The sequence below is a fragment of the Neorhizobium sp. USDA 3394 genome (assembly GCF_056280385.1).
The window spans coordinates 3,277,292-3,301,208 of the sequence record NZ_JBWCDU010000001.1; the positions used below are offsets into that span (position 1 = coordinate 3,277,292).

Here is a 23,917-nt window from a genome sequence, read left to right on the forward strand (position 1 = left end):
CACAGCCTGCGGCGCGGATCAATAGAAACCGAGCTCGCTGATTTGATAACTCCCCCGAAATTGGCCTAGTGCGGATTTTCCGCCAGTGCCGGTCGATCGCTCATTCGGTATCTCCATGGATGGCAAGGCGGGCGCGCAATTCGGCGTTTTCGGATTCGAGCTCGGCCAGTCGGTCGCGAAGGGGACGGACCGCCTCCGCGACTTGTCCCTCGGTGAAGCGGGGAGTGATGTGCTGCGGACAGTTCCAGTCGAAGCTTTCGAGCCGCAGCCGGAAAATGCGTTCGAGCTTCGCCCGATAGTCCGCATCGATGACAAGCGCGGCCAGGGCAGGATCCGCGTCGAGCCCCACCTCCTCGACATGCACATAGATTTTCAGCCGGGCACGACGGGCGTAATCCATCAGGAAGAGACATCCCCTGTCGTTTGCCGCAACATTGCCGGTGCTGATGTACTGGCGATTGCCGCGATAATCCGCGAAGGCCAATGTCCGGTCGTCGATCACCTTCAGAAAGCCGCGCGGGCCGCCCCGGTGCTGGACATAGGGCCAACCCGTCTCCGACACCGTCGCCATGTAGAAGCTGTCCCGGTCGGCGATGAAGGCCGCCTCATTTTCCGTCAGGCGATCGAAGTCACGATCGCCGGCGAAGTTCTGCCAGATGTGGTCGGCGCCCATAGCCTTCTGTGCGGCCCGGACGCTGGGTGTGATGGCGATGTCGAGAAAGCCATAAGACATGAAGGAACTCCTTCCCGGCAGAGCCGCTATCGGCGCCGTGGAGAAGGATGCATAACCTTTTCTATAATCCAGCATAATATGGTATTATTGGAACTCATCCTTTCAAAAAATGGAAAAGCGGATGGATCGCTTCGAAGCCATGTCGATGCTGCTGGAGGTGGTGGACAAGGGTAGCCTGTCTGCCGCGGGTCGGGCGCTCCGGGTGCCGGTGCCGACGCTCAGCCGGAAGATTTCGGAGCTCGAGGCATCGCTCGGCACGCGCCTGCTGATCCGTACGACCCGCAAACTCACCCTGACCGATGTCGGAGCTACCTATGTAGCGGCGGCGCGACGCATTCTCGAACAGGTCGAGGATGCGGAACGGGAGGCCGTCGGTGAGTTCACAACGCCAAAGGGCGAATTGGTCGTCACAGCGCCGATCATGTTCGGCCGGCTCCATGTCCTGCCCATCGTGATCGATTTCCTGGCCCTGTTCCCCGAGATCAACATTCGCTTGCAGCTGGCGGACCGCAACGTTCATCTCGTCGACGATCATGTCGATATGGCAGTCCGGATCGGCCAATTGCCGGACAGCACGATGGTTGCGACACGGGTCGGATCGATGCGGATGGTGATCTGCGCCAGTCCGGCCCTGCTTGCGGCCCATGGTGTTCCACAGATACCGGAGGATCTTCGAAAAATGCCGTGGGTGACATTCGAAGGGCCGGCCCCAACGTCAATTCGTCAAATGCTGCCGGCAGGATTGAGCGCGACCGCGGCTGCATCGCGCCTTTCCGTCTCGACCGCCGAGGCGGCTGCGGAGGCAGCGATCCGCAACGTCGGGGTAACGCGGCTGCTCCATTATCAGGCGGCGGAAGCAATCAAGGCCGGAGCGCTCCGGATCATCCTGGAATCCTTCGAGCCGGAGCCCGCACCCATCCATCTCGTTCACGCCGCGCGTGGCCAGATGCCGCTCAAGATGCGCAGCTTCCTGGATTTTGCCGCACCGAGACTGCGGCAGGCGCTCGGCAGGCTCGGCACCGCCGCCTAACATCGCCGTGGCACGCCCAACGAGATGAACCTGGGAACTGCTTGTTATTGTGCCATCCACCCTATCTTAGAATGGATGTTCGGCCGCAGCACATTTGCACGGGAGCTTCAAAATGGCAGTTATTCAGGAAGAACCTCCGACCGCACTCCCCTCACACCCTGAGGAAATCAAATCCACTTTCGATCTGCGCGTGGGGAAGAACATTACCTTGCAAGGCAGTGCCAGAATAACGCCTGCGGGCGTGATCAGCACCGGAATCGCGGTTGCCGCAATGACGTTTGCACTGGGGTATCTCATATCATCAATGCGGCGTCGCGGGAGCTAGGCGGGCGCGCGTTGCTACCGGCAGCCGATCAGCTCGCAACGATGTTCAGAGATGATTGAAAGAATGGCGCACCCGAAGAGATTCGAACTCCTGACCCCCAGATTCGTAGTCTGGTGCTCTATCCAGCTGAGCTACGGGTGCGTCTGCAAGCAGTGCGTCACCGCTTGCGTGGCGATCCTCTAAAACGTCCGCATTCCGATTGCAAGCGATTTTACCGAGGGCAACGTCATTTTGCTGTCACTTCTCGCTCAAACCGTTGAGAAGCAACATTTATTTGCGTCAGGCCCGAACCCGGTAGTCCTCCAGAGAGACCGGACGGTCGGGAATTTCTATTCTAAACTGCGTGCCGGGGCCTGGTTTCTCCACAAGTGCGATCGTGCCGCCATGGGCCAGGACAAGCTCGCGGGCGATGACCAGGCCGAGGCCCGTGCCGCCCGATCGCGCCGAACCGCGGAAAGCGGAGAACAGGTTTTCACGGGCCTTTCGCGGCATGCCGGGGCCGGTGTCGTCGATGGTGATGCTGACAACGCTGCCCACCCGGTGCGCGGAGACCGTGACCCGGCGAACCATGGACGCGTCCTGCGGATCGAAGTTCAGCAGCGCCTGCACGGCATTGCGGCAGAGATTGTGGATGACACGGAAAATCTGCTCGCTGTCGCAATCCACTTCGAGATCGGCGGCGATCTGATCCAGGAATTCGATGCCTATCTCCGGATCGATCGCCAGCATGTCGCGCACCTCCTGGGCGAGCGCTGCAAAGCGGATGCGGCGGCGCCGGGGCGCTGCCTCGGAGGCCTGACCGTAGGCCAGCACCTCGTTCGTGTAACCTACCGCCCGGTCGATCGTGCGCAACAGTTTCGGCGCGAAACTCCTCACCATCGGATCGTCCACATCCGTCAGGCGGTCCGACATCAACTGCGCCGATGCCAGGATGTTGCGCATGTCGTGGTTGATTTTCGAAACGGCGAGGCCAAGATCGACCAGGTTCTTCTGCTGCTTCAACGTTCGCTGCAATTGCGCCTGCATGGCTGTGAGGTGCCGGCCGGCGACTGCGAGCTCCCCCCGGGAACGATCGGCGCTAAAGACGCGGGCGGGGTCGTCCGGCTGCTCCGAGAAAAGCTGCATGCTATGGGTGAGCCGCCGGATCGGCATGATCATCATCCGGTTGATGGCGAGGAAGATCAGCACGGCGGTAATCAGGGAGATCAGCAGCGACAGGAGAAACATCGTCTTGGAATATTTCAGCATGTCCTTGCGCAACGCGTCATCGGTCATGACCAGTTCGATAACCATGTCGCTGTCGCCGATCGGGCCATAAACGCGCATGACGCGGCCACCGCCAAAGACGAGCGTGTCGAGTGCGTCGCGCATCGAAGATACTATCGGGACATTGGCAAGATCGAACACTTCGTCGATCTGCGGCTGCGTGTCCGTAGCGGCCAGCAGCCGCGAGGTGCCGTCCTTGCGCAGGGCGATCACCTTGGTGCCGGTCGCAAGCAACGTATCGTCCTGCACGGCGCGGGGAAGCTCGGCGGGCTGCAGCCCGTCGATGACGATGCCGGCAGCAGCGGCCGTATCCAGCCGATCGCGCAGCCAGTTCATCCGCATGGTGGCAACGGAGGGGACGAAGATCAGCACTTCGGCCATCATCACGAAAATGACGGTCAGCCAGAGAAGCCTGCCGGAAAGGCCGCGGAAAAGGCGCGGCATGGTTTCCGGGCCTACGCCTTCCGGCGTGGACCCCGAGCGCCCCGAGGTATGAACCTCGTCGTCCATGCGGATCTCCATTTCCGAATACCCGGCCCGCCGGATTGATACGAGCCTACGGATGATTGATCATTTTAGAGGTTCGTCATTTTTTTACCAGTCCCATTTGCCGCAGTGCAAAAGAGAAAGCGGAGAGGTTGCCCCCTCCGCTTCCTTATTCGACTGATATGCGGACTTGGATCAGAATTCTTCCCATTCTCCGGCAACCGCTGCCGTTGCGACGGCCGCTCCGCCGAAAGCCCGCGAGAGCGCGCCCGTCATCGCCTTGACCGGAGAGACGCGCGGCCGATGGACGGCAGCAGCTGCAACCGGCCGCGAAGTCTTGACTGGCTCGGCGACGCGCTCGGTGGCGCGCTCGCCCTCCTGGCCGATGTCGAAATTGGAGACGAGTGCAAACAGGCTGTCGGCCTCGGAAGACAATGTCTGCGTCGCCGCGGACGTCTCCTCGACCATGGCGGCATTCTGCTGCGTCACCTGGTCCATCTGATTGACGGCGGTATTGACCTCGGCAAGCCCCGTTGCCTGCTCGCGGGAAGCGACGGCGATCGAATGGATATGATCGTTGATGCGCAGCACGCGGGTTTCGATTTCCGACAGTGCCTCGCCGGTCTTCTGGACCAGCATCACGCCTCCGGCGACTTCCTCGCCGGACTTGCTGATCAACGCCTTGATGCCCTTTGCCGCACTTGCCGAGCGCTGGGCGAGTTCGCGGACCTCCTGAGCGACGACAGCGAAACCCTTACCGGCTTCGCCTGCACGGGCAGCCTCGACCCCTGCATTCAGAGCCAGAAGATTGGTCTGGAAGGCAATTTCGTCGATGACATTGGTGATCTGGGCGATTTCGCGGGATGCCTGCTCTATGCGGCCCATAGCGTCGACGGCGCTACGCACCACCTCGCCGGACTGGACCGCGCTCTGCTTGGCCTCTCCGACCATGACGGTTGCCTCATGCGCCCGCTCGGTCGACGTCTTCACCACGGCGGTGATCTCGGCAAGCGCCGCGGACGTTTCTTCCAGGGCCGCGGCCTGCTGTTCGGTGCGGCGGGACAGGTCATTGGTCGCGCGGCTCAGCTCGGCGGCGCTCCCGTTGATGGAGCCCGTGGCGGTGCGGACATTCCGCATCGTGCCACGCAGCGTATCCATGGTCCCGTTGACATTGTGCTGCAGCTCGGCGAATGCGCCCTTGAAATTGCCCCGCATGCTGTCGGTGAGGTCGCCCTCGGCAAGGCTTTTCACGACGCGCCGGGTTTCGGACACGCCGGCATCGACGCTTTCGACGAGCATGTCGACGTCACGAGCGAAACGATCGAGGCTCTCCTCGCCCCATTGCTTGTCGATACGGCGGGTGAAATCCCCTTCCGCCGCGGCTGCGACGACGGCGGCCATCCGCGCTTGCAGGTCGTCGTTCTTGCCGCGCATGGTCGCTTCGGAAGCATTCATGCGAGCGACTTCGATGCCGTTCCTGCGGAAGATCTCGATCGCGGCTGCCATGTCGCCGATCTCGTCGGCGCGGTTCGCACCATTGACGACCGTGTCGAACTCGCCGCCGGCGATGTGCTTCATCGCTCTGGTCAGATCCGTGATTGGCTGGCTGAGCTGGCGACGCCCCAGATAGAGGCCGAAGCCCGCACCGGCGGCAACGCCTGCCAGGGTGACCGCGGAGACGAGTATGAAGAGGGTCCGCGTGAAGCTGTTGAGCTCTTCATTTACCGCGGCGAGGACGGCCTTGTCGGTGCCGACGATGGCATCGATCTCGGTCTGGTAGGCCTTGCGGTTGCTGCGGTTGGCGTCGTTGTTGCCCTGCTCGTTGGCGGCAGCCGGGCTCACCTCCCGACCCAGGCGCGCGGTCTCGGTCCGGAAGCCGTTGAACTCCCTGGAACGGGCCAGCAGCTTATCGAACAAGGCACGCTCGTCGGCCGGGACGATCTTGTCCCATTCCTTGAGAAGCTTGCCCATCTCATCGAGATACGCGAGGATGCCATCGGCGAATTTGGCGGCCTCCTTGATATCCTTCGACATGTAGACGCCGCGAGATTCCATTACCACGGCGGTGACGAGCCGGTTCAGGTGTTCGCCCTTGTGAGCCCGGTCTGCGGCCAGTTCATACTGAACCATCATCTGGCGATATTCGGCCATGGCAAACAGGGCCATGCCGCCGATAAAGCAGGCGACGAGGCTCATGAGGCCGACGAGGAGGTTGATTTTCCCTCGAATTTTCATTTCTTACCCTTCCAGACGGGACTTATCTTGCGAGGAAGGCAGGCCCGTAAACCAGATACTCTTCCATTCAATGCTAAAATTAGCCCTGAGAAATTAAAGAAAAGCTTAGATAAAAAGTGCGTGCGCAGCCCCCGCGGGCACAATTATTCCCGGCGCGCGCCTCGGTTGAGATATTTGACATTTGACAGGGAGGATGGCTCGCGCCTACTATTTTTTACCCCCAAATTCATGGGGGAATATTAGTGCAGCCGCCTCTGCACTGTCGCCAGGCGGGCAGCCTCGATCAAGATTGGGCAGCTGTGCGCTTACAGGCCAAAAATCCCGGCAGCGATTGACTTTTGCGATGGAGTCCTCTTATAAGCCGCCCACGTTCAGCTCCGGCGGGCTTGCACGCATGCAGCCGCTTGCGCAGATCGTTTTTCCGAAGCGCTCTTGCCGTCGTGATGACGGCAAACTCCAAGAAGGGCCGCACACCGCGGTATTAAAATAAATGAAGCGTACCTATCAACCGTCCAAGCTTGTCCGCAAGCGCCGCCACGGATTCCGTACCCGTATGGCCACCAAAGGTGGTCGCCTGGTTCTTTCCGCACGTCGCGCCCGTGGCCGCAAGCGTCTCTCGGCCTAAGGCCTGAGATGCCCGAGACGACCGGGCGATGACGACTGAGACAAAGAACGAGAAAACTGTCGGGCGGCTTAAAAGCCGGCCGCAGTTCCTTGCCGTCCGGGAAGGCGAAGCTCGCCGAGGGCGGAACTTCCTTCTGGAAGTCCTTGATCGAAACCAGCCGGACGAAGCGCCGCGCGTCGGTTTCACCGTTACCAAGAAACATGGCAACGCGGTCGAACGCAACCGCATGCGCCGCCGTCTCCGCGAGGCGGTGAGGCAATCTGCCGGATTTGCAATGAAGAACGGACACGACTATGTGATTGTCGCGCGGCGGGAGGTGCTTACGGCTCCCTTTGCGGATATGACGGCCCAGCTTATCGAGCGTATCGAAAGCAAGCCGAGACCAAAGCGGTCCGAGGAGACCCGTTCCAGGAAAGCATGATGGAAAAGAACCGCAATTACTTCATCGCGATCGCGCTCTCGGTGCTGATCGTTCTTGCCTGGCAGTTCCTCTATATGAACCCGAGGATGGAAGCCCAGCAGCGTGCCGAAGAAGCCCGCCGTGCGCTTCAGGGCGAAAGCGCTCAGCCGGTTTCCCCCGAGAGCCCCGGCGCTCAGAGTGGTTCCGGCGTACTGGGCAACCTGCCCGGCGCCAACCCGGCAGCTGCCGCGCTCTCCCGCGACCAGGCGCTCGCACGGTCGCAGCGCGTCCAGATCGAGACCCCGGCCGTGATCGGCTCCATCAACCTGACCGGCGCCCGTTTCGACGACCTCAAGCTGCGCGAATATCACGAGACCGTCGACGACAAGAGCCCGATCATCACGCTGTTTTCGCCGTCCGATACGACCGACGGCTATTTCACGGAAATCGGCTATATCCCGAATGAATCGATCGGCGCTGCCCCCGGCACGGGCACGCAGTGGACGCTCGCAAGCGGCGACAAGCTGACCCAGCAGACGCCGGTGACGCTGACCTTCACCAACGAGAAGGGCGTGACCTTCACGCGCACGATTTCGATCGACGACCACTATATGCTGACCGTCGCCGACAAGGTCGACAACAAGACGGCCGGCCCGGTGACGCTGACGCCGTATGGCCGCGTGCTGCGCAACAACAAGCCGGCGACGCCCTCCGTCTGGGTCATCCACGAAGGCTTCATCGGCGTGATGGGCGAGAGCGGCAGCCTCGACGAACACACCTACGCCAATATTGAAAAAGAGCAGTTCACCAACGAGAAATCCACGTCCGGCTGGATGGGGATCACCGACAAGTACTGGGCTGCCACCATCGTGCCGCCGCAGACGCTGCCCTATGTTGCTCGTTTCTCGCATTTCGCCGGTGCTCAGGCGAGCTATCAGGCGGACTACAAGGGCGACGACCTGACGGTTCAGCCGGGTCAATCCACCGAGCTCAAGAACCTTGTCTTCGCCGGCGCCAAGGAAGTGCCCTTGATCTCGCGCTACGAGACGGAGTTCGGCGTTCCGCAGTTCAACCGCCTGATCGACTGGGGATGGTTCTACTTCATCACCAAGCCGATGTTCCAGCTGATGGACTTCTTCTTCCGTCACGTGGGCAATTTCGGCGTGGCGATCCTGCTCACCACCATCGTCGTCAAGGCGCTGTTCTTCCCGCTCGCCAGCAAGCAATACGCTTCCATGGCCAACATGAAGCGCATGCAGCCGAAGATGGAAGAGCTGAAGGCCAAGTTCGGCGACGACCGGATGGGCCTGCAGCAGGCCATGATGGCGCTCTACAAGGAAGAGAAGATCAACCCGATCGCCGGCTGCTGGCCGGTGCTGTTGCAGATCCCGGTCTTCTTCGCGCTCTACAAGGTCATCTATGTCACCATCGAGATGCGGCACGCGCCGTTCTTCGGCTGGATCCAGGACCTGTCCGCTCCCGACCCGACGTCGCTCTTCAACCTCTTCGGCCTGCTGCCCTACGACGTGCCGCACGCGCTGATGATCGGCGTATGGCCGCTTATCATGGGCGTTACCATGTTCGTGCAGATGCGCATGAACCCGACGCCGCCGGATCCGACCCAGGCGATGATCTTCACCTGGATGCCGCTGGTCTTCACCTTCATGCTTGCATCCTTCCCGGCCGGCCTCGTCATCTACTGGGCCTGGAACAACGCCCTGTCGGTGACGCAGCAGGCGATCATCATGAAGCGTCATGGCGCCAAGGTCGAACTCTTCGACAATCTCAAGGGCCTGTTCCGGCGAAAAGAAGCGCCGACAAAGTAGCGTCCGCCAAGACACCGATGAGGAACCCCGGCTGGTCCGGGGTTTTTCTTTTGGAATAGGGCTGGAAAGTCCCGAAAGCTTGACAATGCCGGCCAAAACCTTGAAGCCGTGCCCTTCGACAGAACAGGACGACCAGAACCGATGCCGGCAGACATGAGCACGGACGACAAGCCGCTTTTCGGCCGCCCCTGGATTTTTATCCGCGGCGTGCCCTCGATGAAGTTCCTGCCACCGGAAGGCCCGCTCGAAGTCGCCTTTGCCGGCCGCTCAAACGTCGGCAAGTCGTCGCTGATCAACGCGCTCGTCGGCCAGAAGGGTTTGGCGCGCACCTCCAATACGCCCGGACGTACTCAGGAACTCAACTATTTCGTGCCGGACGGCTATTCGGGCGCAGCTAACGACCTGCCGCCAATGGCGCTGGTCGACATGCCGGGATACGGTTATGCCAAGGCGCCGAAGGAAACCGTCGATGCCTGGACAAAGCTCGTCTTCGACTACCTGCGCGGCCGCGCGACGCTGAAGCGCGTCTATGTGCTGATCGACAGCCGCCACGGCATCAAGAAAAATGACGAGGAAGTCCTGGACCTGCTCGACAAGGCCGCCGTCTCCTACCAGATCGTGCTGACCAAGACCGACAAGATCAAGGAACCGGCCGTGGTGAAGCTGCTGGCCGAGACGCAGGAAAAGATCCGCAAGCACCCCGCGGCCTTTCCGTTCGTGCTCTCCACCTCGTCCGAAAAAGGCAAGGGGATCGAGGAACTGCGCCAGGCGATCGCCGAAACCGTCGGCCGACCGCTCTGACACCGCATATTTAGAAACGGCAGATCCGGCCGCCCCCAGCGAGGCGACCGGATCCTGATGCAAAAGCCCCAAACGGATGTGACCGGCCTTTACATTTTCGGCAGCAGCACCTTGTCGACCACGTGGATCACGCCATTCGACTGCTTGACGTCGGCGATCGTGACATTCGACACGCCACCCATTTCGTCGGTGAGCGTGATCTTGCCCATGCTTTCCTTGGCTTTCAGGATGCAGCCGCCGACGGTCTTGACGTCATGGGTGCCCTTGTCGTCCTTGATCATCTTTTCGATGGCGGTTGACATGGCGCTGACCGCGACCACATGGCAGGTCAGCACTTTGGTGAGCTGAGCCTTGTTTTCCGGCTTCAGCAGCGTTTCGACCGTGCCCTTGGGCAGAGCGGCGAAGGCTTCGTCGGTCGGCGCGAAAACCGTGAACGGTCCCTTGCCTTGGAGCGTCTCCACCAGGCCGGCAGCCTTGACGGCCGCGACGAGCGTCGTGTGGTCCTTGGAGTTCACGGCATTTTCGACGATGTTCTTGTCTTCGTACATCGCCTCGCCGCCGACCTTCGGATTGGCGGCGAAGGCGGTCACGGCGCTGGCTGACAGAACGGTGGCGATAGCGAGCGTGCGGAATGCGGTTTTCAACATGATGGCTTCCTCTTAACGAAACTAATTGCCCCGGCGCGGATGCGCGCCTCCCAAGGCATGGCGTCCCGACATCGGCGGAGACATCACAAGAGACGGAAGGCGGAGAAGAAGAGTTTCAACGCTGACAAGGAAACAGGCGTTAAGCTCTCAAGCTTCCGTTTTTGTTGATTTATATCTATCGTTTCATCTGCAGGCTGTGGGGTTTTGGCCCCTCCCTGGGAGAGTTTCGCCGGAATGCGACCACCATTTATCCGGCGCCGACACGTCGATTGGGCGACAATCTGGCGGACTGATTATTTCCTCTGTCAAAAACATGCGCTAAAAGGCCCCACTTAATACTCAGGGGTATCCGATGACGGCTTCCGAAAGCGAACTTCAGGCCAAGCTTCTGGCGCAGGCGCTGCCTTACATGCAGCGTTACGAAAACAAGACGATCGTCGTGAAATACGGCGGTCACGCCATGGGCGATACGGAGCTCGGCAAGGCGTTCGCAGCGGATATCGCGCTTCTCAAGCAGTCGGGCGTCAACCCGATCGTCGTGCATGGCGGCGGGCCGCAGATCGGCGCGATGCTGACGAAGATGGGCATCGAATCCAAGTTCGAAGCCGGCCTGCGCGTCACCGACCAGAAGACGGTCGAGATCGTCGAAATGGTTCTCGCCGGCTCGATCAACAAGGAAATCGTCGCGCTGATCAACCAGACCGGCGAATGGGCGATCGGCCTTTGCGGCAAGGACGGCAACATGGTCTTTGCCGAAAAGGCAAAGAAGACCATCATCGATCCCGACAGCAATATCGAGCGGGTCCTCGACCTCGGCTTCGTCGGCGAAGTGGTGGAAGTCGACCGCACCCTGCTCGACCTGCTCGCCAAATCGGAAATGATCCCGGTCATCGCGCCGGTCGCTCCAGGCCGTGACGGTGCGACCTACAACATCAATGCCGACACGTTTGCAGGCGCCATCGCCGGCGCGCTCAGTGCCACCCGCCTGCTCTTCCTCACCGACGTTCCGGGTGTTCTCGACAAGGACAAGCAGCTGATCAAGGAACTGACGGTCGCCCAGGCCCAGGCCCTCATCAAGGACGGCACGATCTCCGGCGGCATGATCCCGAAGGTCGAGACCTGCATCGAGGCGATCAAGGCCGGCGTCCAGGGCGTCGTCATCCTCAACGGCAAGACCGCCCACTCGGTGCTGCTCGAAATCTTCACCGAGCACGGCGCCGGCACGCTGATCGTTCCCTGATCGCCAACGGCTCCAAGGCTCAGCCGGCGGCGGTGAAAACCGCCGCGGCGTCTTCCTTCAACTTGGTCATCATCGCGCGATAGGGTCCCGGCCCGTAGCTGACCCGGGCAACCCCGAGTTCACCGAGACGCTTCGGCGACGGAACACCGTTGAACATCATGATGTTGACCGGAAGCGGCGAGGCCTTGCAGAGCGTCTCGATCAACTCCTCGTCGGCCAGTCCCGGTGCGAAGAACCCGTTTGCCCCAGCCTCGGCATAGGCTTTGGCACGTTCGATCCCCCGATCGAGAAGCGCGGCATGCTTCGTCCGGTCACCTTCCTGCAGAAAGAGGTCGGTGCGCGCGTTGATGAAGAACGGCATATCGCGCGTGTCTGCCAAGGCCCGGATGGCGCGGATGCGCTCGGCCTGCCGTTCCACCGGATAGATGCCACTGCCGCCGACCACCTGGTCCTCGAAATTGATGCCGATCGCACCGGCCTCGATGACCCTGGCGACATTGGTAGCGAGTTCGGTCGGATCGTCCGCATAACCGCCCTCGAAATCCACCGACAAGGGAAGGTCGACCGCTGCGGTGATCGATTTCGCCGTGCCCAGCAATGCATCGAGCGGCAGTTTCTCGCCGTCGGCATACCCCTGCGCCGCGGCTACCGACCAGCTTCCGGTGCCGAGCGCCTTCGCGCCAGCCTCCGCAACCGCCTTGGCGGTGCCGGCATCCCAGATGTTGTAGATGATGACCGGATTGCCCTTCCGGTGCAGTGCGCCGAACGCGGCGGCCTTGTCGTTCTGAGACATGGATGATCCTCCCGTTGATCGCCTACCCTAACTGGATTCGATGATGGATGCCGCCGCAAATCGGGCGCCAATCAGGAAAAGAGCAACCCGAGGATGCCGCCGACGATCAAGAGGCAGCCGAACACTTCCATGCGGTTCACCCGTTCATGGAAAAGGAAATAGGACGCCATGAAGGTGAAGACGAGTTCGATCTGCCCGAGCGCACGGACATAGGCCACCTGCTGCAAGGTCATCGCGGTGAACCAGCCGGCCGAGCCGACAACGCCTGCCAGGCCCACCAGAGAGGACGAACGCCACGAAAGAACGACCTGGACGATCTCGCGCTTGTCCTTCCAGAACATCCAGACCAGCATGAAGGCCGTCTGGAAAGTCGTGACGCAGGCGAGCGTCACCGCGGCCTCCATGACCGGTCCGGGACCGCCCAGCGACAGCGAAGCCGTGCGATAGGAAACGGCCGAAATACCGAAGACCGCCCCCGAGGCGATGCCGATCACGGCGGTGCGGCTGGTCAGCGCGACCAGCATGTTGCGCCAGGAAAGCGGCATGCGCGCCATCGAGATCGTCATCACGCCGATCACCCCGACGATGATCGCCGCGACCGAGCCCGGCGTCAGCTTCTCGCCGAGCAGGATGAAGCCGAATATCGCAGCCTGTACCGGCTCGGTCTTGGAATACGCCGTCCCGACCGCAAAATTCCGCAGCGAAAAGAGATGCACCAGCATCATGGTCGCAAAGATCTGCGCCAGGCCGCCGATCACCGCCCATAGGGCGAAGGTCCAGTTCAATGCCGGAAACGGATAACCGGCGAAATGGTGAAGGCAGAGGACATAGAGGATCGCAATCGGAAAACCGTAGCCGAAGCGCACGAAGCTCGCGCCGCGCGTGCCGAGCGAACCCTGCAGACGCTTCTGCAGGGCAGAACGAAGGTTCTGCAGAAAGGCGGCGGCGATGGTGATGGGGATCCAGAGTTCCATATGCTGGCGGTATCACGCGTTCCGGCAGATCGCCAAGGCCGGCCTTGGCCGAAAACGTTCGTCTTTTTCGTTTTCTTTGCCGCCGTGCCGGTGCATAAAGTGGCCATGGAAAAAAAGCCGCAGACCTTGCCCGATCCCGCCGATTTCGCCCATGTCCGCGACTGGGTATTCGATCTCGACAACACGCTTTATCCGCATCACATCAATCTGTTCGCGCAGATCGACAAGAACATGACGGCCTATGTGCAGCAACTGCTGCAGCTCGAGCCGGCGGAAGCGAAAGCGCTGCAGAAGCGCTATTACCATGAACACGGCACGACGCTGCAGGGCCTGATGCTGAACCACGGCATCGATCCGGACGGGTTTCTCGAACAGGCGCATGCGATCGACTATTCGTCGCTTCTGCCGCATCCGGAGCTCGGCGAGGCGATCAAGGCGCTTCCCGGCCGCAAGTTCATCTTCACCAATGGCAGCGTGCCGCATGCGGAAGCCGCTGCCAGGGCGCTCGGCATCCTCGACAATTTCGATGACATCTTCGACATCGTCGCGGCCAACTACGTGCCGAAGCCGGCAGGCGCGACCTACGACAAGTTCGCCAGCCTTCACCGGGTCGATACGCAGAAAGCCGCGATGTTCGAGGATCTGCCGCGCAACCTGCAGGTGCCGAAGGCGCTCGGCATGCGCACGATCCTCCTGGTGCCGCGCAACCTCGATACGGTGCTGATGGAAAGGTGGGAAAAGCTCAGCGACGAGGACGATCATATCGACTACGTCACGGACGATCTGACAGCCTTCCTGAACGGCCTCAATATCGGCTAAGGTTTTATCAGCATTACTAAAAATTCATCCACATTACGGATGTTTAAGTGGTCTTGGCCGTTGCAGGCTCTATCTTCAGGCTATCGAAACAACCTGAAGGACCACCACAATGAACGCGAAGAAGATCGTTCTGGCGACCCTTGGAGCAGTGCTGATCGCCGGCACAGCCATTCCTGCCTTTGCAGCCCCAGGGCGTGATGGTCCCGGCCGCCATGATGGTCCCGGCCGCGCGATGATGCAGGACGTGATGTTCGTCCGCCTTCTGAAGAACGCCGATGCCGACAAGGACGGCAAGGTATCCAAGGACGAGACGACCGCCTTCCAGGACAAGCTCTTCACCGCAGTCGACGCCAACAAGGACGGTTCGCTGACGCGCGGCGAAATGCTCGACTATCGCCAGGCGAAGATGGAAGAGTTCCGCAAGAACAACCCGCCGGAAGTCGCCAATACCGCGGACAAGAAGGATGACCAATCCGACCGCGATATGGCCGACCGACGTGACGACCATCGCCGGGACCGCGATCATTCCGCATGGAACCATGATGGTCAGGGCCGCCACGGCGGGCGCCGCGAGGACGCTCGATGGGAACACCCGCACGGCCGCCAGATGATGGGCCAGGGCATGTTCCGCATGGTCGATGAAGACAAGGACGGCAAGATCACCAAAGCGGAAGCCTCCGCTGCATCCGACAAGCTGTTCGCCCGCATGGACACCAACAAGGATGGAACCGTTTCCATCGACGACCTGCCGGACCGCCCCCTCTAGTTCTCCGCCCCCTTGGAACTAGCTCCGACAGTCGTCCAAAGGACCCGCCCCTTTCCCCAAGGGGCGGGTTCTTTTATTTTTCGATATCATAGAAATCCGCGATGATCTTCCACGCCTGTTCCGCGGTCTCCACGAAATTGATGAGGCTGAGGTCATCCGGCGCGATGGTGCCAAATTCCGCGAGTGCGCCAAAATTGATGATGCCGCGCCAGAAAGCTTCGCTGAACAGGATCAGCGGTATGCGCTCCATGCGCTTGGTCTGGATGAGGGTCAACGCCTCGAACATTTCGTCGAGCGTGCCGAACCCACCAGGGAAAACCACGACCGCCTTCGCCCGCATCATGAAATGCATCTTGCGGATGGCGAAATAGTGGAAGTTGAAACTGAGCTCCGGCGTCACGAAGCGGTTGGGGGCCTGTTCGTGCGGCAGCATGATGTTGAGGCCGATGCTCGGGGCGCCAGCTTCCGCGGCACCGCGGTTGCCAGCCTCCATGACGCCCGGCCCACCGCCGGTCACCACCACGTATTCCTGATGATTGTAGCCTGCCGAGTGCTTGCCGCAGAGGGCCGCGAACTTGCGGGCCTCGTCGTAATAGACCGAGGCCGCTTCGAGGTTCTGGCGCTGGGTGTCGTTGCGGGCGGCCCAGGCGCTCTGGCCGGGAGCCGGGATGCGCGCGCCGCCGAACAGTACGACGGTCGACCTGATGCCCCGCTCGGCCAACGCCATTTCGGTCTTCATCAGCTCGAGCTGAAGGCGGACGGGGCGAAGTTCCTCGCGGCTGAGGAATTCGTCATCGGCATAGGCGAGGCGATAGGATCGCGATTCCGTCTGTGGCGTCTTCGGCAGGACGGCGGCGGCATTCTTGTCCGCCTTGTTGTCCTTCAGCGGATCCCAGACCCCGTCCTTGCGCCGCGGGCCATCCTTCTTCGCCTTTGCCATTCGCATGATCCTTCCGGCGTCAAATGCATTGACGCCAATTCACATTGACGCTTGAGTGGCGGTCGCTTAGATCAAATGACACCAAATGGCCACCTCTCCCGCCATCACGATACAGAGTGACGTTTAAGGATTTCCCATGAGCAGCCCCGACTTCTCTTCCCTCGAAAAGACCATCGAGACGGCCTTCGACAACCGCGACACCGTAACGGTTTCGACCAAGGGAGAGATCCGCGACGCGGTCGAAGAAGCGCTCAACCTGCTGGACAGCGGCAAGGCGCGGGTTGCAAGCCGAGGCGAAGACGGCGTGTGGACGGTGCATCAGTGGCTGAAGAAGGCTGTTCTGCTGTCCTTCCGCCTCAACGACATGGAAGTGGTCAAGAACGGTCCCGGCGCCTCGACCTGGTGGGACAAGGTGCCCTCGAAGTTCGAGAACTGGGGGGAGAGCGAGTTCCGGGCGGCCGGATTCCGTGCCGTGCCGAACGCGGTCGCGCGTCGCTCGGCCTATATCGCCAAAAACGTCGTCCTGATGCCCTCCTTCGTCAACCTCGGCGCCTATGTCGATGAAGGCACCATGGTCGACACCTGGGCGACCGTCGGCTCCTGCGCACAGATCGGCAAACACGTGCATCTTTCCGGCGGCGTCGGCATCGGCGGCGTGCTGGAGCCGATGCAGGCCGGCCCGACCATCATCGAAGACAATTGCTTCATCGGCGCCCGCTCGGAAGTGGTCGAAGGCTGCATCGTCCGCGAAGGTTCCGTGCTCGGCATGGGCGTGTTCATCGGCAAGTCGACCAAGATCGTCGACCGCGCCACCGGCGAGATCAGCTATGGCGAAGTACCGCCCTATTCCGTCGTCGTCGCCGGTACGCTGCCAGGCAAGCCGTTCCCGAACGGCGAGCCAGGCCCCGGCCTCTACTGCGCTGTGATCGTCAAGCGCGTCGATGAAAAGACCCGTTCCAAGACCGGCATCAACGAACTGTTGCGCGACTGATCCCATCCGATGTCCAGTGCCGATCCCATCGCCAATCTCCAGACGCTCATCCGCTGCCCTTCGGTAACACCCGCCGAGGGCGGCGCGCTGGCAGCGCTGGAGGCCATGCTGCTTCCGCTCGGTTTCAAGGTCGAGCGGATGGTGGCGACGGAGCCCGGCATGCCGGACATCGAGAACCTCTATGCCCGGCTCGGCAGCGACGGCCCGCATCTGATGTTTGCCGGGCATACGGACGTGGTGCCGCCGGGGGATGAAACGTCGTGGAGCCGACCGCCGTTTGCTGGCGAGATTGTCGGCAATGAGTTGTTCGGCCGCGGCGCGGTGGACATGAAGGGCGGGATCGCCTGTTTCGTCGCCGCCGTCGCCCGCCATATAGAGCAACATGGCGCGCCAAAAGGCTCGATCTCTTTTCTGATCACCGGCGATGAGGAAGGCCCGGCGGTCAACGGGACCGAAAAGCTGCTCAAATGGGCCGCTGAACGGGGCGAGACCTGGGATGCCTGCCTGGTCGGTGAGCCGACCAATCCCGATGTGCTCGGCGACATGATCAAGATCGGCCGGCGCGGTTCGGTCTCCGGCAAGGTTACCGTCTTCGGCGTCCAGGGCCATGCGGCCTATCCTCATCTTGCCGACAATCCGGTGCGCGGTCTCTTGCCGCTCGCCTCAGTGCTGATGGACCCGCCCTTCGACGGCGGCACGCCGGAATTCCCTGCCTCCAACCTGGAAGTGACATCGGTCGATGTCGGCAATCCGGCGACCAATGTCATTCCGGCAAAAGCCACCTTCGCCTTCAACATCCGTTTCAACGACACCTGGACCGCCGACACCGTCAAGGCAGAGATCGTCCGACGGCTGGATGCGGCGGCTGCCTCCGGTCCACTTCGCCCGGATCGAGATCCGGCGCGCTACGACATCACCTGGGCGGAACGTCCAAGCCACGTTTTCCTCACGCGCAACAATGCCCTGATCGCCTCGCTTTCCGGCGCTGTCGAAAGCGTGACCGGCAAGGTGCCGAAACTTTCCACGACCGGCGGCACGTCGGATGCCCGGTTCATCAAGGATTACTGCCCTGTTGTCGAATTTGGCCTGGTCGGACAGACCATGCACATGATCGACGAGCGCGTGGCCCTTGCCGATCTGGAGACGCTTACCCAGATCTATGGGACATTCATCTCCCGCTGGTTCGATAATGCCCTCCTATCATGACGTCAGGCTTTACCTCGGCGGCCTCTGGCTGCTGATCCGCGGGGATGCGCGCGGCCTGCGGCCGTTCGACATCTCGGACGAGGGCGTGTTGCGTTCGTTCTGGGCGGTCGCCTGGTGCGCGCCGGCACTGGTTGTCGGCTGGATCTTCCGGTGGATGGAATACCTCCGCCACTTCCCTCAACGAGAGGACTATTCCTTCATCTTTTTCCTGAAGATGCTGGTCCTCGAAGCGGCCCAGTGGATCGTGCCGACCGTAGCGCTCGTCGCCCTCGGCCTCATTCTGCGCTTCATGCCACTCGTCCGGATTCTGATCGTAGTGCGCAACTGGTTTACCGTCCCGCTCGCCAATGCGACCTATGTCATCCTGGCGCCTGTCGCCTTCTTCTCCGATCAGCATGGTGCCCTTGCAAGCCTTGCCGGCTACGGCTCGATCGCGCTGGCGACAACCCTTCTGATCACCGCCCTTTTTCTCATGTGGTGCATCCTGAGAACCGTCATGGGCGGCCCGGTGATGATCCGAATTGCGACCTTGGGGCTCGTGGTTCTGGCGGAAGTCATTGTTGCGCGCAAACTGGAGAATCTCATGGGGGTTTCGTTAACCTGATGCGTGATTTCGCCGTTTTGCGAGGAGGCCGCCTTGCCCTCCTATGCTGAAGTCAGACTTTATCTGAGCGGTCTGTGGCTGCTGATCCGGGGCGATGCGCAGGGTTTCCGCCTGCTCGACATTTCCGATCGCGGCATGATGCGCTCGTTCTGGGCGTTCGTCTGGTGCCTGCCGGGAGCGTTCATCTCGTGGCTGTGGTGGCGTGACTATCTGCTCGAAGGCATGCCGCCCGGCGCAGGGATCGGCGGGATTTTCTTCGTTCGCATGGCGATGCTGGAAATCTTCAACTGGTTGGTGCCGCTGATCCTTGCCGGCGTACTCTGCTCGCTTCTCGGCATTGCCCGAAAGTTTCCGGCCGTCGTAGTCACCGTCAACTGGCTCTCGGTTCCGTTTGCCTATCTCTACGGTCTCCTGAGCCTGCGCTTCCTGTTGCCGCCCAGCCTCGATGCCGTTCTGGCCTTTGTCCATTTCGCACTGCTGATCGCCATGATCGTCGCTGTATCGCGGGTGATGCGGATGATCTGCGGGCCACAGCCGCTGATGGTCACCACGCTGGTGCTGGTGCTGATCGTGCCGGGCATGCTGCTGACCGAAGCGCTGCAGCGTTTCCTCGGCATCTATCCGCTCTGATGAAGCAGGCGCTTCAGGGCTCTACTCGGTCGCCTGGATAATCGACGCGCATGAAATAAAGCCCCTCCGGCGGCGCCACCGGCCCGCAGGCCTTGCGATCGCGCGCATCCAGCGCTGCGCGGACGTCTGCCGGCGTCATGCGGCCTTCGCCGGCAAGTTTAAGCGTACCGGCGAGCGAACGTATCTGATTGTGCAGGAAACTCTGCGCCGTCGCGCGAATTTCGATCAGATCACCGCTACGCGTTACGTCCAGCAGGTCCAGTGTGCGGACGGGGCTTTTCGCCTGGCAATGAACCGAACGAAATGTCGTGAAGTCATGCTTTCCGACCAGTGTCTGGGCGGCGGCGTGCATGACTTCGTGGTCCAGATCCCGGGTCACCCACCAGGCGCGCTTTGCCTCCAGCGCCAATGGTGCGGCGCGCGAAATGATACGGTAGAGATAGTGCCGGCGCACGGCCGAAAAGCGCGCATCAAATGCGTCATCGACAGCCCGCACATCAATGACCGCCACCTTCTCGTGAGCCATTCCCAGATAGGCGTTCAGCGCATTGCGCAGCTTGTGCGGTTCCCATGGCCGCGAGAGATCCACGTGCACGACCTGTCCGCGCGCATGAACGCCGGAATCCGTGCGCCCGGCACCCTTGACCAGCACCGTTTCCTTGGTCAGCGACAGGATGGCTTTTTCAAGTGCCGACTGGACCGAATGGCCGTTCTCCTGCTTCTGCCAGCCGACATAAGGCGTGCCGTCATATTCGACGGTCATGCGGAATCGTGGCATCAGGAGAGCCTCGTGCCAGGCCCAAGCGGCGTGCCCCGCAGGAACTCCGCCGCCACCAGAGGCTTAGCCCCCGCCTTCTGCAATTTCAGGAGCCGCACGGCACCCTCGGTGCAGGCAACGGTCAACGTGTCGTCCAAAACCGTTCCGGGCTCCCCCTGCCCTTCGCCGACCTCCGACCCGAGAACCTTTACGCGCTCCGGCTTTCCGTTGATCTCGGCCTCGAACCACGCGCCAGGAAACGGTGACAGGCCGCGGATGTGGTTGTGCACATCTCGTGCCGACTTCGAGAAATCGATGCGCGTCTCGCCCTTGTCGATCTTGGCGGCATAAAGCACGCCTTCCGACGATTGCGGCGTCAACGGCAGGTCGTTGGCTTCGAGCTTGCCCATCGCCTCGACCATCGCACGGGCGCCGACCAGCATCAGCCTGTCGTGCAGTTCGCCGGCGGTCATGTTGTCGCCGATTTCCACTTCGCTCGTCAGCGCGACGGGGCCGGTATCGAGGCCCTTTTCCATCTGCATGACCATCATCCCGGTTTTCTTATCGCCGGCCATGATCGCCCGCTGGATCGGTGCGGCACCGCGCCAACGCGGCAGGAGCGAAGCATGGCCGTTATAGCAACCGAGCTTGGTGCCGGTCAGGATCGCTTCCGGCAGCAGCAGGCCATACGCGACGACGACGGCAACATCCGCATCGAGCGCGCGGAACTTTTCGCGCTCTTCGGGATCCTTGAAATTCACCGGCGTGAAAACAGGAATGCCCAGCAGTTCGGCGGCCTGATGCACCGGCGACTTCACGAGATCGAGCCCGCGACGGCCACCCGGGCGCGGCGGCTGGGTATAGACCGCGACGATCTCATGGCCCGCGTGCTTGAGGCTCTGCAGCGTCGGCACGGAAAATTCCGGCGTTCCCATGAAGATGATGCGAAGAGACATGGACGTTCCGCGTCCCAAAAGACCGCGCCTTCTTGCTTCGGATCGCCTGAGCGGCGGTTCAGACCGCCTTGGACTTGGCAGCCTTGGTGAATTTCTTGATCACCATCTCGCGCTTCAGGCGGGAAATATGGTCGATGAAAAGCACGCCATTGAGGTGATCGATCTCATGCTGCAGGCAGGTGGCGAGCAGGCCATCTGCCTCTACCACATATTCCTTGCCGTCACGGCCGAGATGCTTGACGCTGACGGTCGCCGGGCGTTCCACCTCGGCATAATATTCCGGAATGGAGAGGCAGCCCTCTTCATAGACGGAACTCTCGTCGGAGGATTTGACGATCTCCGGATTGATGAAGACCTGCGGCTGCTTTTCCTCGCCCTCGCGCGCGATATCGACGACGAGCAGGCGGCGCGGCACGCCGATCTGGATCGCAGCAAGGCCGATGCCCGGCGCGTCGTACATGGTCTCCAGCATGTCGTCGGCGAGCCTTAGAAGCTCGGCGTCAACACGCTCTATCGGCTTGGAAACCTGACGCAGGATCGGGTCAGGCAGAATAATCAGAGGCTTGATCGTCATGGCTTCCCATAACCCATCTTTTTTTCCGAAGGAATAGAAATTACGGCCCGAGGAAGCAGAGTGTTCACGTTTTGATCTTTTCAAGCCGCAAAATTCTGTTAGTTTCCCGCCATGGATAACCTTGTTGCGAGCCTTTCCCGTTTCTCCGACGACCCCCGCGCTGCCGTGGTGGCGGTGATGTGTGGAGCGGCATTGCTGCTGTTATGGCTGTTTCTGGCGCGCCGGGCATCCCTTCAGCGGCGGGAAGATGCGGACTTGCGGGCGATGGAAGGTGAGGCCCGGCTTTCCGAACTCCTGAGAGCCCAGAGCGAAATGCAGGGCCGGCTGTCGGCCATGGCGGAAACGCTTTCGACGCGGCAATCGGAACTCAACCAGTCGGTCAGCCAGCGGCTCGACGGCATGACGCACCGGATCGGCGCTAGCATCACCGAGCAGACCAAGTCGACGCACGAGAACCTGCAGCGGCTGCAGGAACGGCTGGCGGTGATAGACGCTGCCCAGAACAATATCCAGACTCTCGCAAAGGACGTCGTCGGCCTGCAGGCGATCCTGTCCAACAAGCAGACACGCGGCGCCTTCGGCCAGGGTCGAATGGAAGCGATCATTGCCGACGGGTTGCCGATGGGCGCCTACGGCTTCCAGACCACGCTTTCGAACGGCACCAGGCCCGACTGCACGATCAGGATGCCGAACGGCGCTCCGCCTTTGGTGATCGACGCCAAATTTCCGCTCGAAGCCTGGAACGCTTTTCGCGAGGCCGCCGCTCCTGAGGCCCGGCGGGCCGCCAGCCAGGCATTCAAGCGCGACCTCGAGGTCCACATCCGCGATGTCTCGGAAAAATACCTGATCCCGGGCGAAACGCAGGAAATGGCCTTCCTCTTCGTGCCGTCGGAATCGATCTTCGCCGAGATCCACGAGCATTTCGAGAGCGCCGTGCAGAAGGCCCAACGTTCCCGGATCGTCATTGTCTCGCCCTCACTGCTGATGCTGTCCATTCAGGTCATCCAGGCGGTCTTGAAGGACCAGCGGATGCGCGAGCAAGCGCATCTCATCCAGGGCGAAGTGGCGCTGCTGATCGAGGATCTTTCGCGTCTTGACGACCGCACCCGCAAGCTCCAGGCGCATTTCTTCGCGGCGCAGAAGGATGTCGAGCAGATCATGACGTCCACCGACAAGCTCAACCGCCGCGGCGCCAAGATCGAGGCTCTCGAGCTGGAGGCTCCGGTGGTAGCCGAAGCAGTCCGAGACCTGCCACAGGCGAAGGTGGTCGAAAGCCGTACCGGTCTTCTCAAACTGCGGGTGGTTGACGAGGAGTAACTCTCTCGGGCAGTGTCGCGCGACTTTAAATCTAGCACGCAGGCCCGCCATGATCACCGTCCTCGGCTCCATCAACATGGATCTCATCGCCACGACCGAGCGTCTGCCCCAACCGGGCGAGACGGTCGAGGGATCAAGCTTTGCGACCGCCGCCGGTGGCAAGGGCGCCAACCAGGCTCTCGCCGCCCGCCGCGCCGGAAGCACGGTGCATATGGCCGGAGCCGTTGGGGAGGATGGTTTTGCGACGCCGGCGCTGGCACTTCTCGATGACGCTAAGGTCGATCTCTCCGCGGTCGCGCGCGTAACCGATCCAACCGGCACGGCCTTGATCCTAGTGGGGGGCACGGGCGAAAACATGATCGCGGTGGTGGCCGGTGCCAACGGTACGGTGAGCGCGGCGCAGGCCGAGGCGGCGGTCAAGGCCATGAAGGCCGGCGATATCCTGATGCTGCAACTCGAAATCCCGGCCGAGGCGGTAGAGACGGCGCTCAACGCGGCGCGTGCCAAAGGCGTGCTGACGGTGATCAACACGGCGCCGCTGACCGGCGATGCGGCCCGGCTAGCCCGGCTCGCAGATATCGTGGTCGCCAATGAAACGGAATTCGAACTGCTGGCCGGAAGCCCGATCCCGGACGCTGCGGCCCGCCAGGACATGTTGAGAAAGCTGCATGCGGAAACCGGCCAGACATTCGTCGTCACGCTCGGTGGCGACGGCGTGGTTGCGATCCGCGACGGAGCGATCGTGACGGCCGAGGGCCTGAAGATCGAACCGGTCGATACGGTCGGCGCCGGCGACACGTTCTGCGGTTATCTGGCCGCCAGCCTCGAACAGGGGCTCGATTTTGCGAAAGCACTTCGCCGGGCAGCGGTGGCCGGTTCGCTCGCCTGCCTCAGCCGCGGCGCCCAGCCGTCGATCCCGCCTGCCGAGGCGGTCGATGCCAGGGTCTAAGCTCTGATCGAGCTTCCGGTGGCATTT

The 23,917-nt window shown here is 61.6% G+C and carries 25 protein-coding genes and 1 tRNA gene; 15 read left to right on the forward strand and 11 right to left on the reverse strand.

What is annotated here, in order from left to right; translation table 11 throughout:
• Positions 1-100 precede the first annotated feature (100 nt).
• On the reverse strand, positions 101-733 hold the full coding sequence (locus tag ACZ9EJ_RS16145; protein WP_046639801.1) for a pyridoxamine 5'-phosphate oxidase family protein: 633 nt from the start codon (positions 731-733) through the stop codon (positions 101-103).
• 121 nt (positions 734-854) lie between these two features.
• Between ACZ9EJ_RS16145 and ACZ9EJ_RS16150 the strand changes: the two genes are divergently transcribed.
• Positions 855-1,763: a LysR family transcriptional regulator gene (locus ACZ9EJ_RS16150; protein WP_046639800.1), complete on the forward strand. Its 909-nt coding sequence runs from the start codon at positions 855-857 to the stop codon at positions 1,761-1,763.
• 112 nt (positions 1,764-1,875) lie between these two features.
• Positions 1,876-2,088: a hypothetical protein gene (locus ACZ9EJ_RS16155; protein WP_080955699.1), complete on the forward strand. Its 213-nt coding sequence runs from the start codon at positions 1,876-1,878 to the stop codon at positions 2,086-2,088.
• 64 nt (positions 2,089-2,152) lie between these two features.
• Here ACZ9EJ_RS16155 and ACZ9EJ_RS16160 read toward each other — a convergent pair.
• The 3 genes from ACZ9EJ_RS16160 to ACZ9EJ_RS16170 all read right to left on the reverse strand — a co-directional run bounded on the left by ACZ9EJ_RS16160 (position 2,153) and on the right by ACZ9EJ_RS16170 (position 6,075).
• Positions 2,153-2,229, reverse strand: a tRNA-Arg gene (locus tag ACZ9EJ_RS16160).
• Positions 2,230-2,367: 138 nt separating this feature from the next.
• Positions 2,368-3,798 (reverse strand): sensor histidine kinase, encoded by a 1,431-nt coding sequence (locus tag ACZ9EJ_RS16165; RefSeq protein ID WP_251089701.1) that lies wholly within the window; start codon positions 3,796-3,798, stop codon positions 2,368-2,370.
• 237 nt (positions 3,799-4,035) lie between these two features.
• Complete coding sequence (locus tag ACZ9EJ_RS16170; protein ID WP_046639799.1) at positions 4,036-6,075, reverse strand: HAMP domain-containing methyl-accepting chemotaxis protein; 2,040 nt, start codon at positions 6,073-6,075, stop codon at positions 4,036-4,038.
• Between the two features lie 490 nt (positions 6,076-6,565).
• On the opposite strand from ACZ9EJ_RS16170, the gene rpmH reads away from it, so the two are divergent.
• From rpmH to yihA, 4 genes are all read left to right on the forward strand, one after another.
• Positions 6,566-6,700, forward strand: coding sequence for a 50S ribosomal protein L34 (rpmH, locus tag ACZ9EJ_RS16175; protein ID WP_080719113.1), 135 nt, complete (start codon positions 6,566-6,568; stop codon positions 6,698-6,700).
• 28 nt (positions 6,701-6,728) lie between these two features.
• On the forward strand, positions 6,729-7,121 hold the full coding sequence (gene rnpA / locus ACZ9EJ_RS16180; RefSeq protein WP_046628031.1) for a ribonuclease P protein component: 393 nt from the start codon (positions 6,729-6,731) through the stop codon (positions 7,119-7,121).
• Entirely contained in the window at positions 7,121-8,926 is a 1,806-nt protein-coding gene (yidC, locus tag ACZ9EJ_RS16185; RefSeq protein WP_046639798.1) for a membrane protein insertase YidC, read from the forward strand. Before rnpA ends, yidC begins: the two co-directional genes overlap by 1 nt.
• A gap of 153 nt (positions 8,927-9,079) precedes the next feature.
• Positions 9,080-9,727 (forward strand): ribosome biogenesis GTP-binding protein YihA/YsxC, encoded by a 648-nt coding sequence (yihA, locus tag ACZ9EJ_RS16190; RefSeq protein ID WP_046639850.1) that lies wholly within the window; start codon positions 9,080-9,082, stop codon positions 9,725-9,727.
• A gap of 89 nt (positions 9,728-9,816) precedes the next feature.
• Here yihA and ACZ9EJ_RS16195 read toward each other — a convergent pair whose 3' ends face one another.
• Positions 9,817-10,374, reverse strand: coding sequence for a fasciclin domain-containing protein (locus tag ACZ9EJ_RS16195; protein ID WP_046639797.1), 558 nt, complete (start codon positions 10,372-10,374; stop codon positions 9,817-9,819).
• A gap of 352 nt (positions 10,375-10,726) precedes the next feature.
• On the opposite strand from ACZ9EJ_RS16195, the gene argB reads away from it, so the two are divergent.
• Positions 10,727-11,614 (forward strand): acetylglutamate kinase, encoded by an 888-nt coding sequence (gene argB / locus ACZ9EJ_RS16200; protein ID WP_007771514.1) that lies wholly within the window; start codon positions 10,727-10,729, stop codon positions 11,612-11,614.
• 19 nt (positions 11,615-11,633) lie between these two features.
• Here the strand turns inward: argB and ACZ9EJ_RS16205 are convergent, their stop codons facing one another.
• On the reverse strand, positions 11,634-12,407 hold the full coding sequence (locus tag ACZ9EJ_RS16205) for an isocitrate lyase/PEP mutase family protein (protein WP_046639796.1): 774 nt from the start codon (positions 12,405-12,407) through the stop codon (positions 11,634-11,636).
• A gap of 71 nt (positions 12,408-12,478) precedes the next feature.
• Positions 12,479-13,381: a DMT family transporter gene (locus ACZ9EJ_RS16210; RefSeq protein ID WP_046639795.1), complete on the reverse strand. Its 903-nt coding sequence runs from the start codon at positions 13,379-13,381 to the stop codon at positions 12,479-12,481.
• A gap of 105 nt (positions 13,382-13,486) precedes the next feature.
• Between ACZ9EJ_RS16210 and ACZ9EJ_RS16215 the strand changes: the two genes are divergently transcribed.
• The gene (locus ACZ9EJ_RS16215) at positions 13,487-14,200 is read left to right on the forward strand and encodes a pyrimidine 5'-nucleotidase (RefSeq protein WP_046639849.1); all 714 of its coding nucleotides are present in this window, start codon (positions 13,487-13,489) and stop codon (positions 14,198-14,200) included.
• A 109-nt stretch (positions 14,201-14,309) separates the two neighbouring features.
• Entirely contained in the window at positions 14,310-14,966 is a 657-nt protein-coding gene (locus tag ACZ9EJ_RS16220) for a hypothetical protein (protein ID WP_046639794.1), read from the forward strand.
• Between the two features lie 73 nt (positions 14,967-15,039).
• On the opposite strand, the gene ACZ9EJ_RS16225 is transcribed toward ACZ9EJ_RS16220, so the two are convergent.
• Positions 15,040-15,906: an LOG family protein gene (locus ACZ9EJ_RS16225; RefSeq protein WP_046628014.1), complete on the reverse strand. Its 867-nt coding sequence runs from the start codon at positions 15,904-15,906 to the stop codon at positions 15,040-15,042.
• A gap of 136 nt (positions 15,907-16,042) precedes the next feature.
• Between ACZ9EJ_RS16225 and dapD the strand changes: the two genes are divergently transcribed.
• From dapD to ACZ9EJ_RS16245, 4 genes are read left to right on the forward strand one after another with little or no spacing between them, the layout of a single operon-like run.
• Positions 16,043-16,897 (forward strand): 2,3,4,5-tetrahydropyridine-2,6-dicarboxylate N-succinyltransferase, encoded by an 855-nt coding sequence (dapD, locus tag ACZ9EJ_RS16230; RefSeq protein WP_046628012.1) that lies wholly within the window; start codon positions 16,043-16,045, stop codon positions 16,895-16,897.
• Between the two features lie 9 nt (positions 16,898-16,906).
• Entirely contained in the window at positions 16,907-18,103 is a 1,197-nt protein-coding gene (gene dapE, locus ACZ9EJ_RS16235; protein WP_046639793.1) for a succinyl-diaminopimelate desuccinylase, read from the forward strand.
• Positions 18,087-18,707 (forward strand): hypothetical protein, encoded by a 621-nt coding sequence (locus ACZ9EJ_RS16240; RefSeq protein ID WP_052764556.1) that lies wholly within the window; start codon positions 18,087-18,089, stop codon positions 18,705-18,707. Before dapE ends, ACZ9EJ_RS16240 begins: the two co-directional genes overlap by 17 nt.
• A gap of 33 nt (positions 18,708-18,740) precedes the next feature.
• Positions 18,741-19,337: a hypothetical protein gene (locus ACZ9EJ_RS16245; protein WP_046628537.1), complete on the forward strand. Its 597-nt coding sequence runs from the start codon at positions 18,741-18,743 to the stop codon at positions 19,335-19,337.
• A gap of 13 nt (positions 19,338-19,350) precedes the next feature.
• On the opposite strand, the gene truA is transcribed toward ACZ9EJ_RS16245, so the two are convergent.
• The 3 genes from truA to def are packed head-to-tail and all read right to left on the reverse strand — an operon-like array spanning position 19,351 to position 21,624.
• Positions 19,351-20,115 carry a tRNA pseudouridine(38-40) synthase TruA gene (gene truA, locus ACZ9EJ_RS16250; protein ID WP_046639792.1) on the reverse strand — a complete coding sequence of 255 codons (765 nt, stop codon included), beginning with the start codon at positions 20,113-20,115 and terminating at the stop codon, positions 19,351-19,353.
• Positions 20,115-21,050, reverse strand: coding sequence for a methionyl-tRNA formyltransferase (gene fmt, locus ACZ9EJ_RS16255; protein WP_046639791.1), 936 nt, complete (start codon positions 21,048-21,050; stop codon positions 20,115-20,117). Before fmt ends, truA begins: the two co-directional genes overlap by 1 nt.
• A 58-nt stretch (positions 21,051-21,108) precedes the next feature.
• Positions 21,109-21,624 carry a peptide deformylase gene (gene def, locus ACZ9EJ_RS16260; protein ID WP_046628003.1) on the reverse strand — a complete coding sequence of 172 codons (516 nt, stop codon included), beginning with the start codon at positions 21,622-21,624 and terminating at the stop codon, positions 21,109-21,111.
• 111 nt (positions 21,625-21,735) lie between these two features.
• Between def and ACZ9EJ_RS16265 the strand changes: the two genes are divergently transcribed.
• Together ACZ9EJ_RS16265 and ACZ9EJ_RS16270 are read left to right on the forward strand one after the other, a co-directional pair.
• Positions 21,736-22,941: a DNA recombination protein RmuC gene (locus tag ACZ9EJ_RS16265; RefSeq protein ID WP_046639790.1), complete on the forward strand. Its 1,206-nt coding sequence runs from the start codon at positions 21,736-21,738 to the stop codon at positions 22,939-22,941.
• Between the two features lie 49 nt (positions 22,942-22,990).
• Positions 22,991-23,890: a ribokinase gene (locus tag ACZ9EJ_RS16270; RefSeq protein ID WP_046639789.1), complete on the forward strand. Its 900-nt coding sequence runs from the start codon at positions 22,991-22,993 to the stop codon at positions 23,888-23,890.
• The last annotated feature ends 27 nt before the right edge of the window (positions 23,891-23,917 follow it).

Excerpts from the sequence above, each read along its gene's own strand:
- ACZ9EJ_RS16145 (WP_046639801.1), bottom strand. The coding sequence starts at position 733 with ATGTCTTATGGCTTTCTCGACATCGCCATCACACCCAGCGTCCGGGCC.
- ACZ9EJ_RS16150 (WP_046639800.1), top strand. The coding sequence starts at position 855 with ATGGATCGCTTCGAAGCCATGTCGATGCTGCTGGAGGTGGTGGACAAG.
- ACZ9EJ_RS16155 (WP_080955699.1), top strand. The coding sequence starts at position 1,876 with ATGGCAGTTATTCAGGAAGAACCTCCGACCGCACTCCCCTCACACCCT.
- ACZ9EJ_RS16165 (WP_251089701.1), bottom strand. The coding sequence starts at position 3,798 with ATGCCGCGCCTTTTCCGCGGCCTTTCCGGCAGGCTTCTCTGGCTGACC.
- ACZ9EJ_RS16170 (WP_046639799.1), bottom strand. The coding sequence starts at position 6,075 with ATGAAAATTCGAGGGAAAATCAACCTCCTCGTCGGCCTCATGAGCCTC.
- rpmH (WP_080719113.1), top strand. The coding sequence starts at position 6,566 with ATGAAGCGTACCTATCAACCGTCCAAGCTTGTCCGCAAGCGCCGCCAC.
- rnpA (WP_046628031.1), top strand. The coding sequence starts at position 6,729 with ATGACGACTGAGACAAAGAACGAGAAAACTGTCGGGCGGCTTAAAAGC.
- yidC (WP_046639798.1), top strand. The coding sequence starts at position 7,121 with ATGGAAAAGAACCGCAATTACTTCATCGCGATCGCGCTCTCGGTGCTG.
- yihA (WP_046639850.1), top strand. The coding sequence starts at position 9,080 with ATGAGCACGGACGACAAGCCGCTTTTCGGCCGCCCCTGGATTTTTATC.
- ACZ9EJ_RS16195 (WP_046639797.1), bottom strand. The coding sequence starts at position 10,374 with ATGTTGAAAACCGCATTCCGCACGCTCGCTATCGCCACCGTTCTGTCA.
- argB (WP_007771514.1), top strand. The coding sequence starts at position 10,727 with ATGACGGCTTCCGAAAGCGAACTTCAGGCCAAGCTTCTGGCGCAGGCG.
- ACZ9EJ_RS16205 (WP_046639796.1), bottom strand. The coding sequence starts at position 12,407 with ATGTCTCAGAACGACAAGGCCGCCGCGTTCGGCGCACTGCACCGGAAG.
- ACZ9EJ_RS16210 (WP_046639795.1), bottom strand. The coding sequence starts at position 13,381 with ATGGAACTCTGGATCCCCATCACCATCGCCGCCGCCTTTCTGCAGAAC.
- ACZ9EJ_RS16215 (WP_046639849.1), top strand. The coding sequence starts at position 13,487 with ATGGAAAAAAAGCCGCAGACCTTGCCCGATCCCGCCGATTTCGCCCAT.
- ACZ9EJ_RS16220 (WP_046639794.1), top strand. The coding sequence starts at position 14,310 with ATGAACGCGAAGAAGATCGTTCTGGCGACCCTTGGAGCAGTGCTGATC.
- ACZ9EJ_RS16225 (WP_046628014.1), bottom strand. The coding sequence starts at position 15,906 with ATGGCAAAGGCGAAGAAGGATGGCCCGCGGCGCAAGGACGGGGTCTGG.
- dapD (WP_046628012.1), top strand. The coding sequence starts at position 16,043 with ATGAGCAGCCCCGACTTCTCTTCCCTCGAAAAGACCATCGAGACGGCC.
- dapE (WP_046639793.1), top strand. The coding sequence starts at position 16,907 with ATGTCCAGTGCCGATCCCATCGCCAATCTCCAGACGCTCATCCGCTGC.
- ACZ9EJ_RS16240 (WP_052764556.1), top strand. The coding sequence starts at position 18,087 with ATGCCCTCCTATCATGACGTCAGGCTTTACCTCGGCGGCCTCTGGCTG.
- truA (WP_046639792.1), bottom strand. The coding sequence starts at position 20,115 with ATGCCACGATTCCGCATGACCGTCGAATATGACGGCACGCCTTATGTC.
- fmt (WP_046639791.1), bottom strand. The coding sequence starts at position 21,050 with ATGTCTCTTCGCATCATCTTCATGGGAACGCCGGAATTTTCCGTGCCG.
- def (WP_046628003.1), bottom strand. The coding sequence starts at position 21,624 with ATGACGATCAAGCCTCTGATTATTCTGCCTGACCCGATCCTGCGTCAG.
- ACZ9EJ_RS16265 (WP_046639790.1), top strand. The coding sequence starts at position 21,736 with ATGGATAACCTTGTTGCGAGCCTTTCCCGTTTCTCCGACGACCCCCGC.
- ACZ9EJ_RS16270 (WP_046639789.1), top strand. The coding sequence starts at position 22,991 with ATGATCACCGTCCTCGGCTCCATCAACATGGATCTCATCGCCACGACC.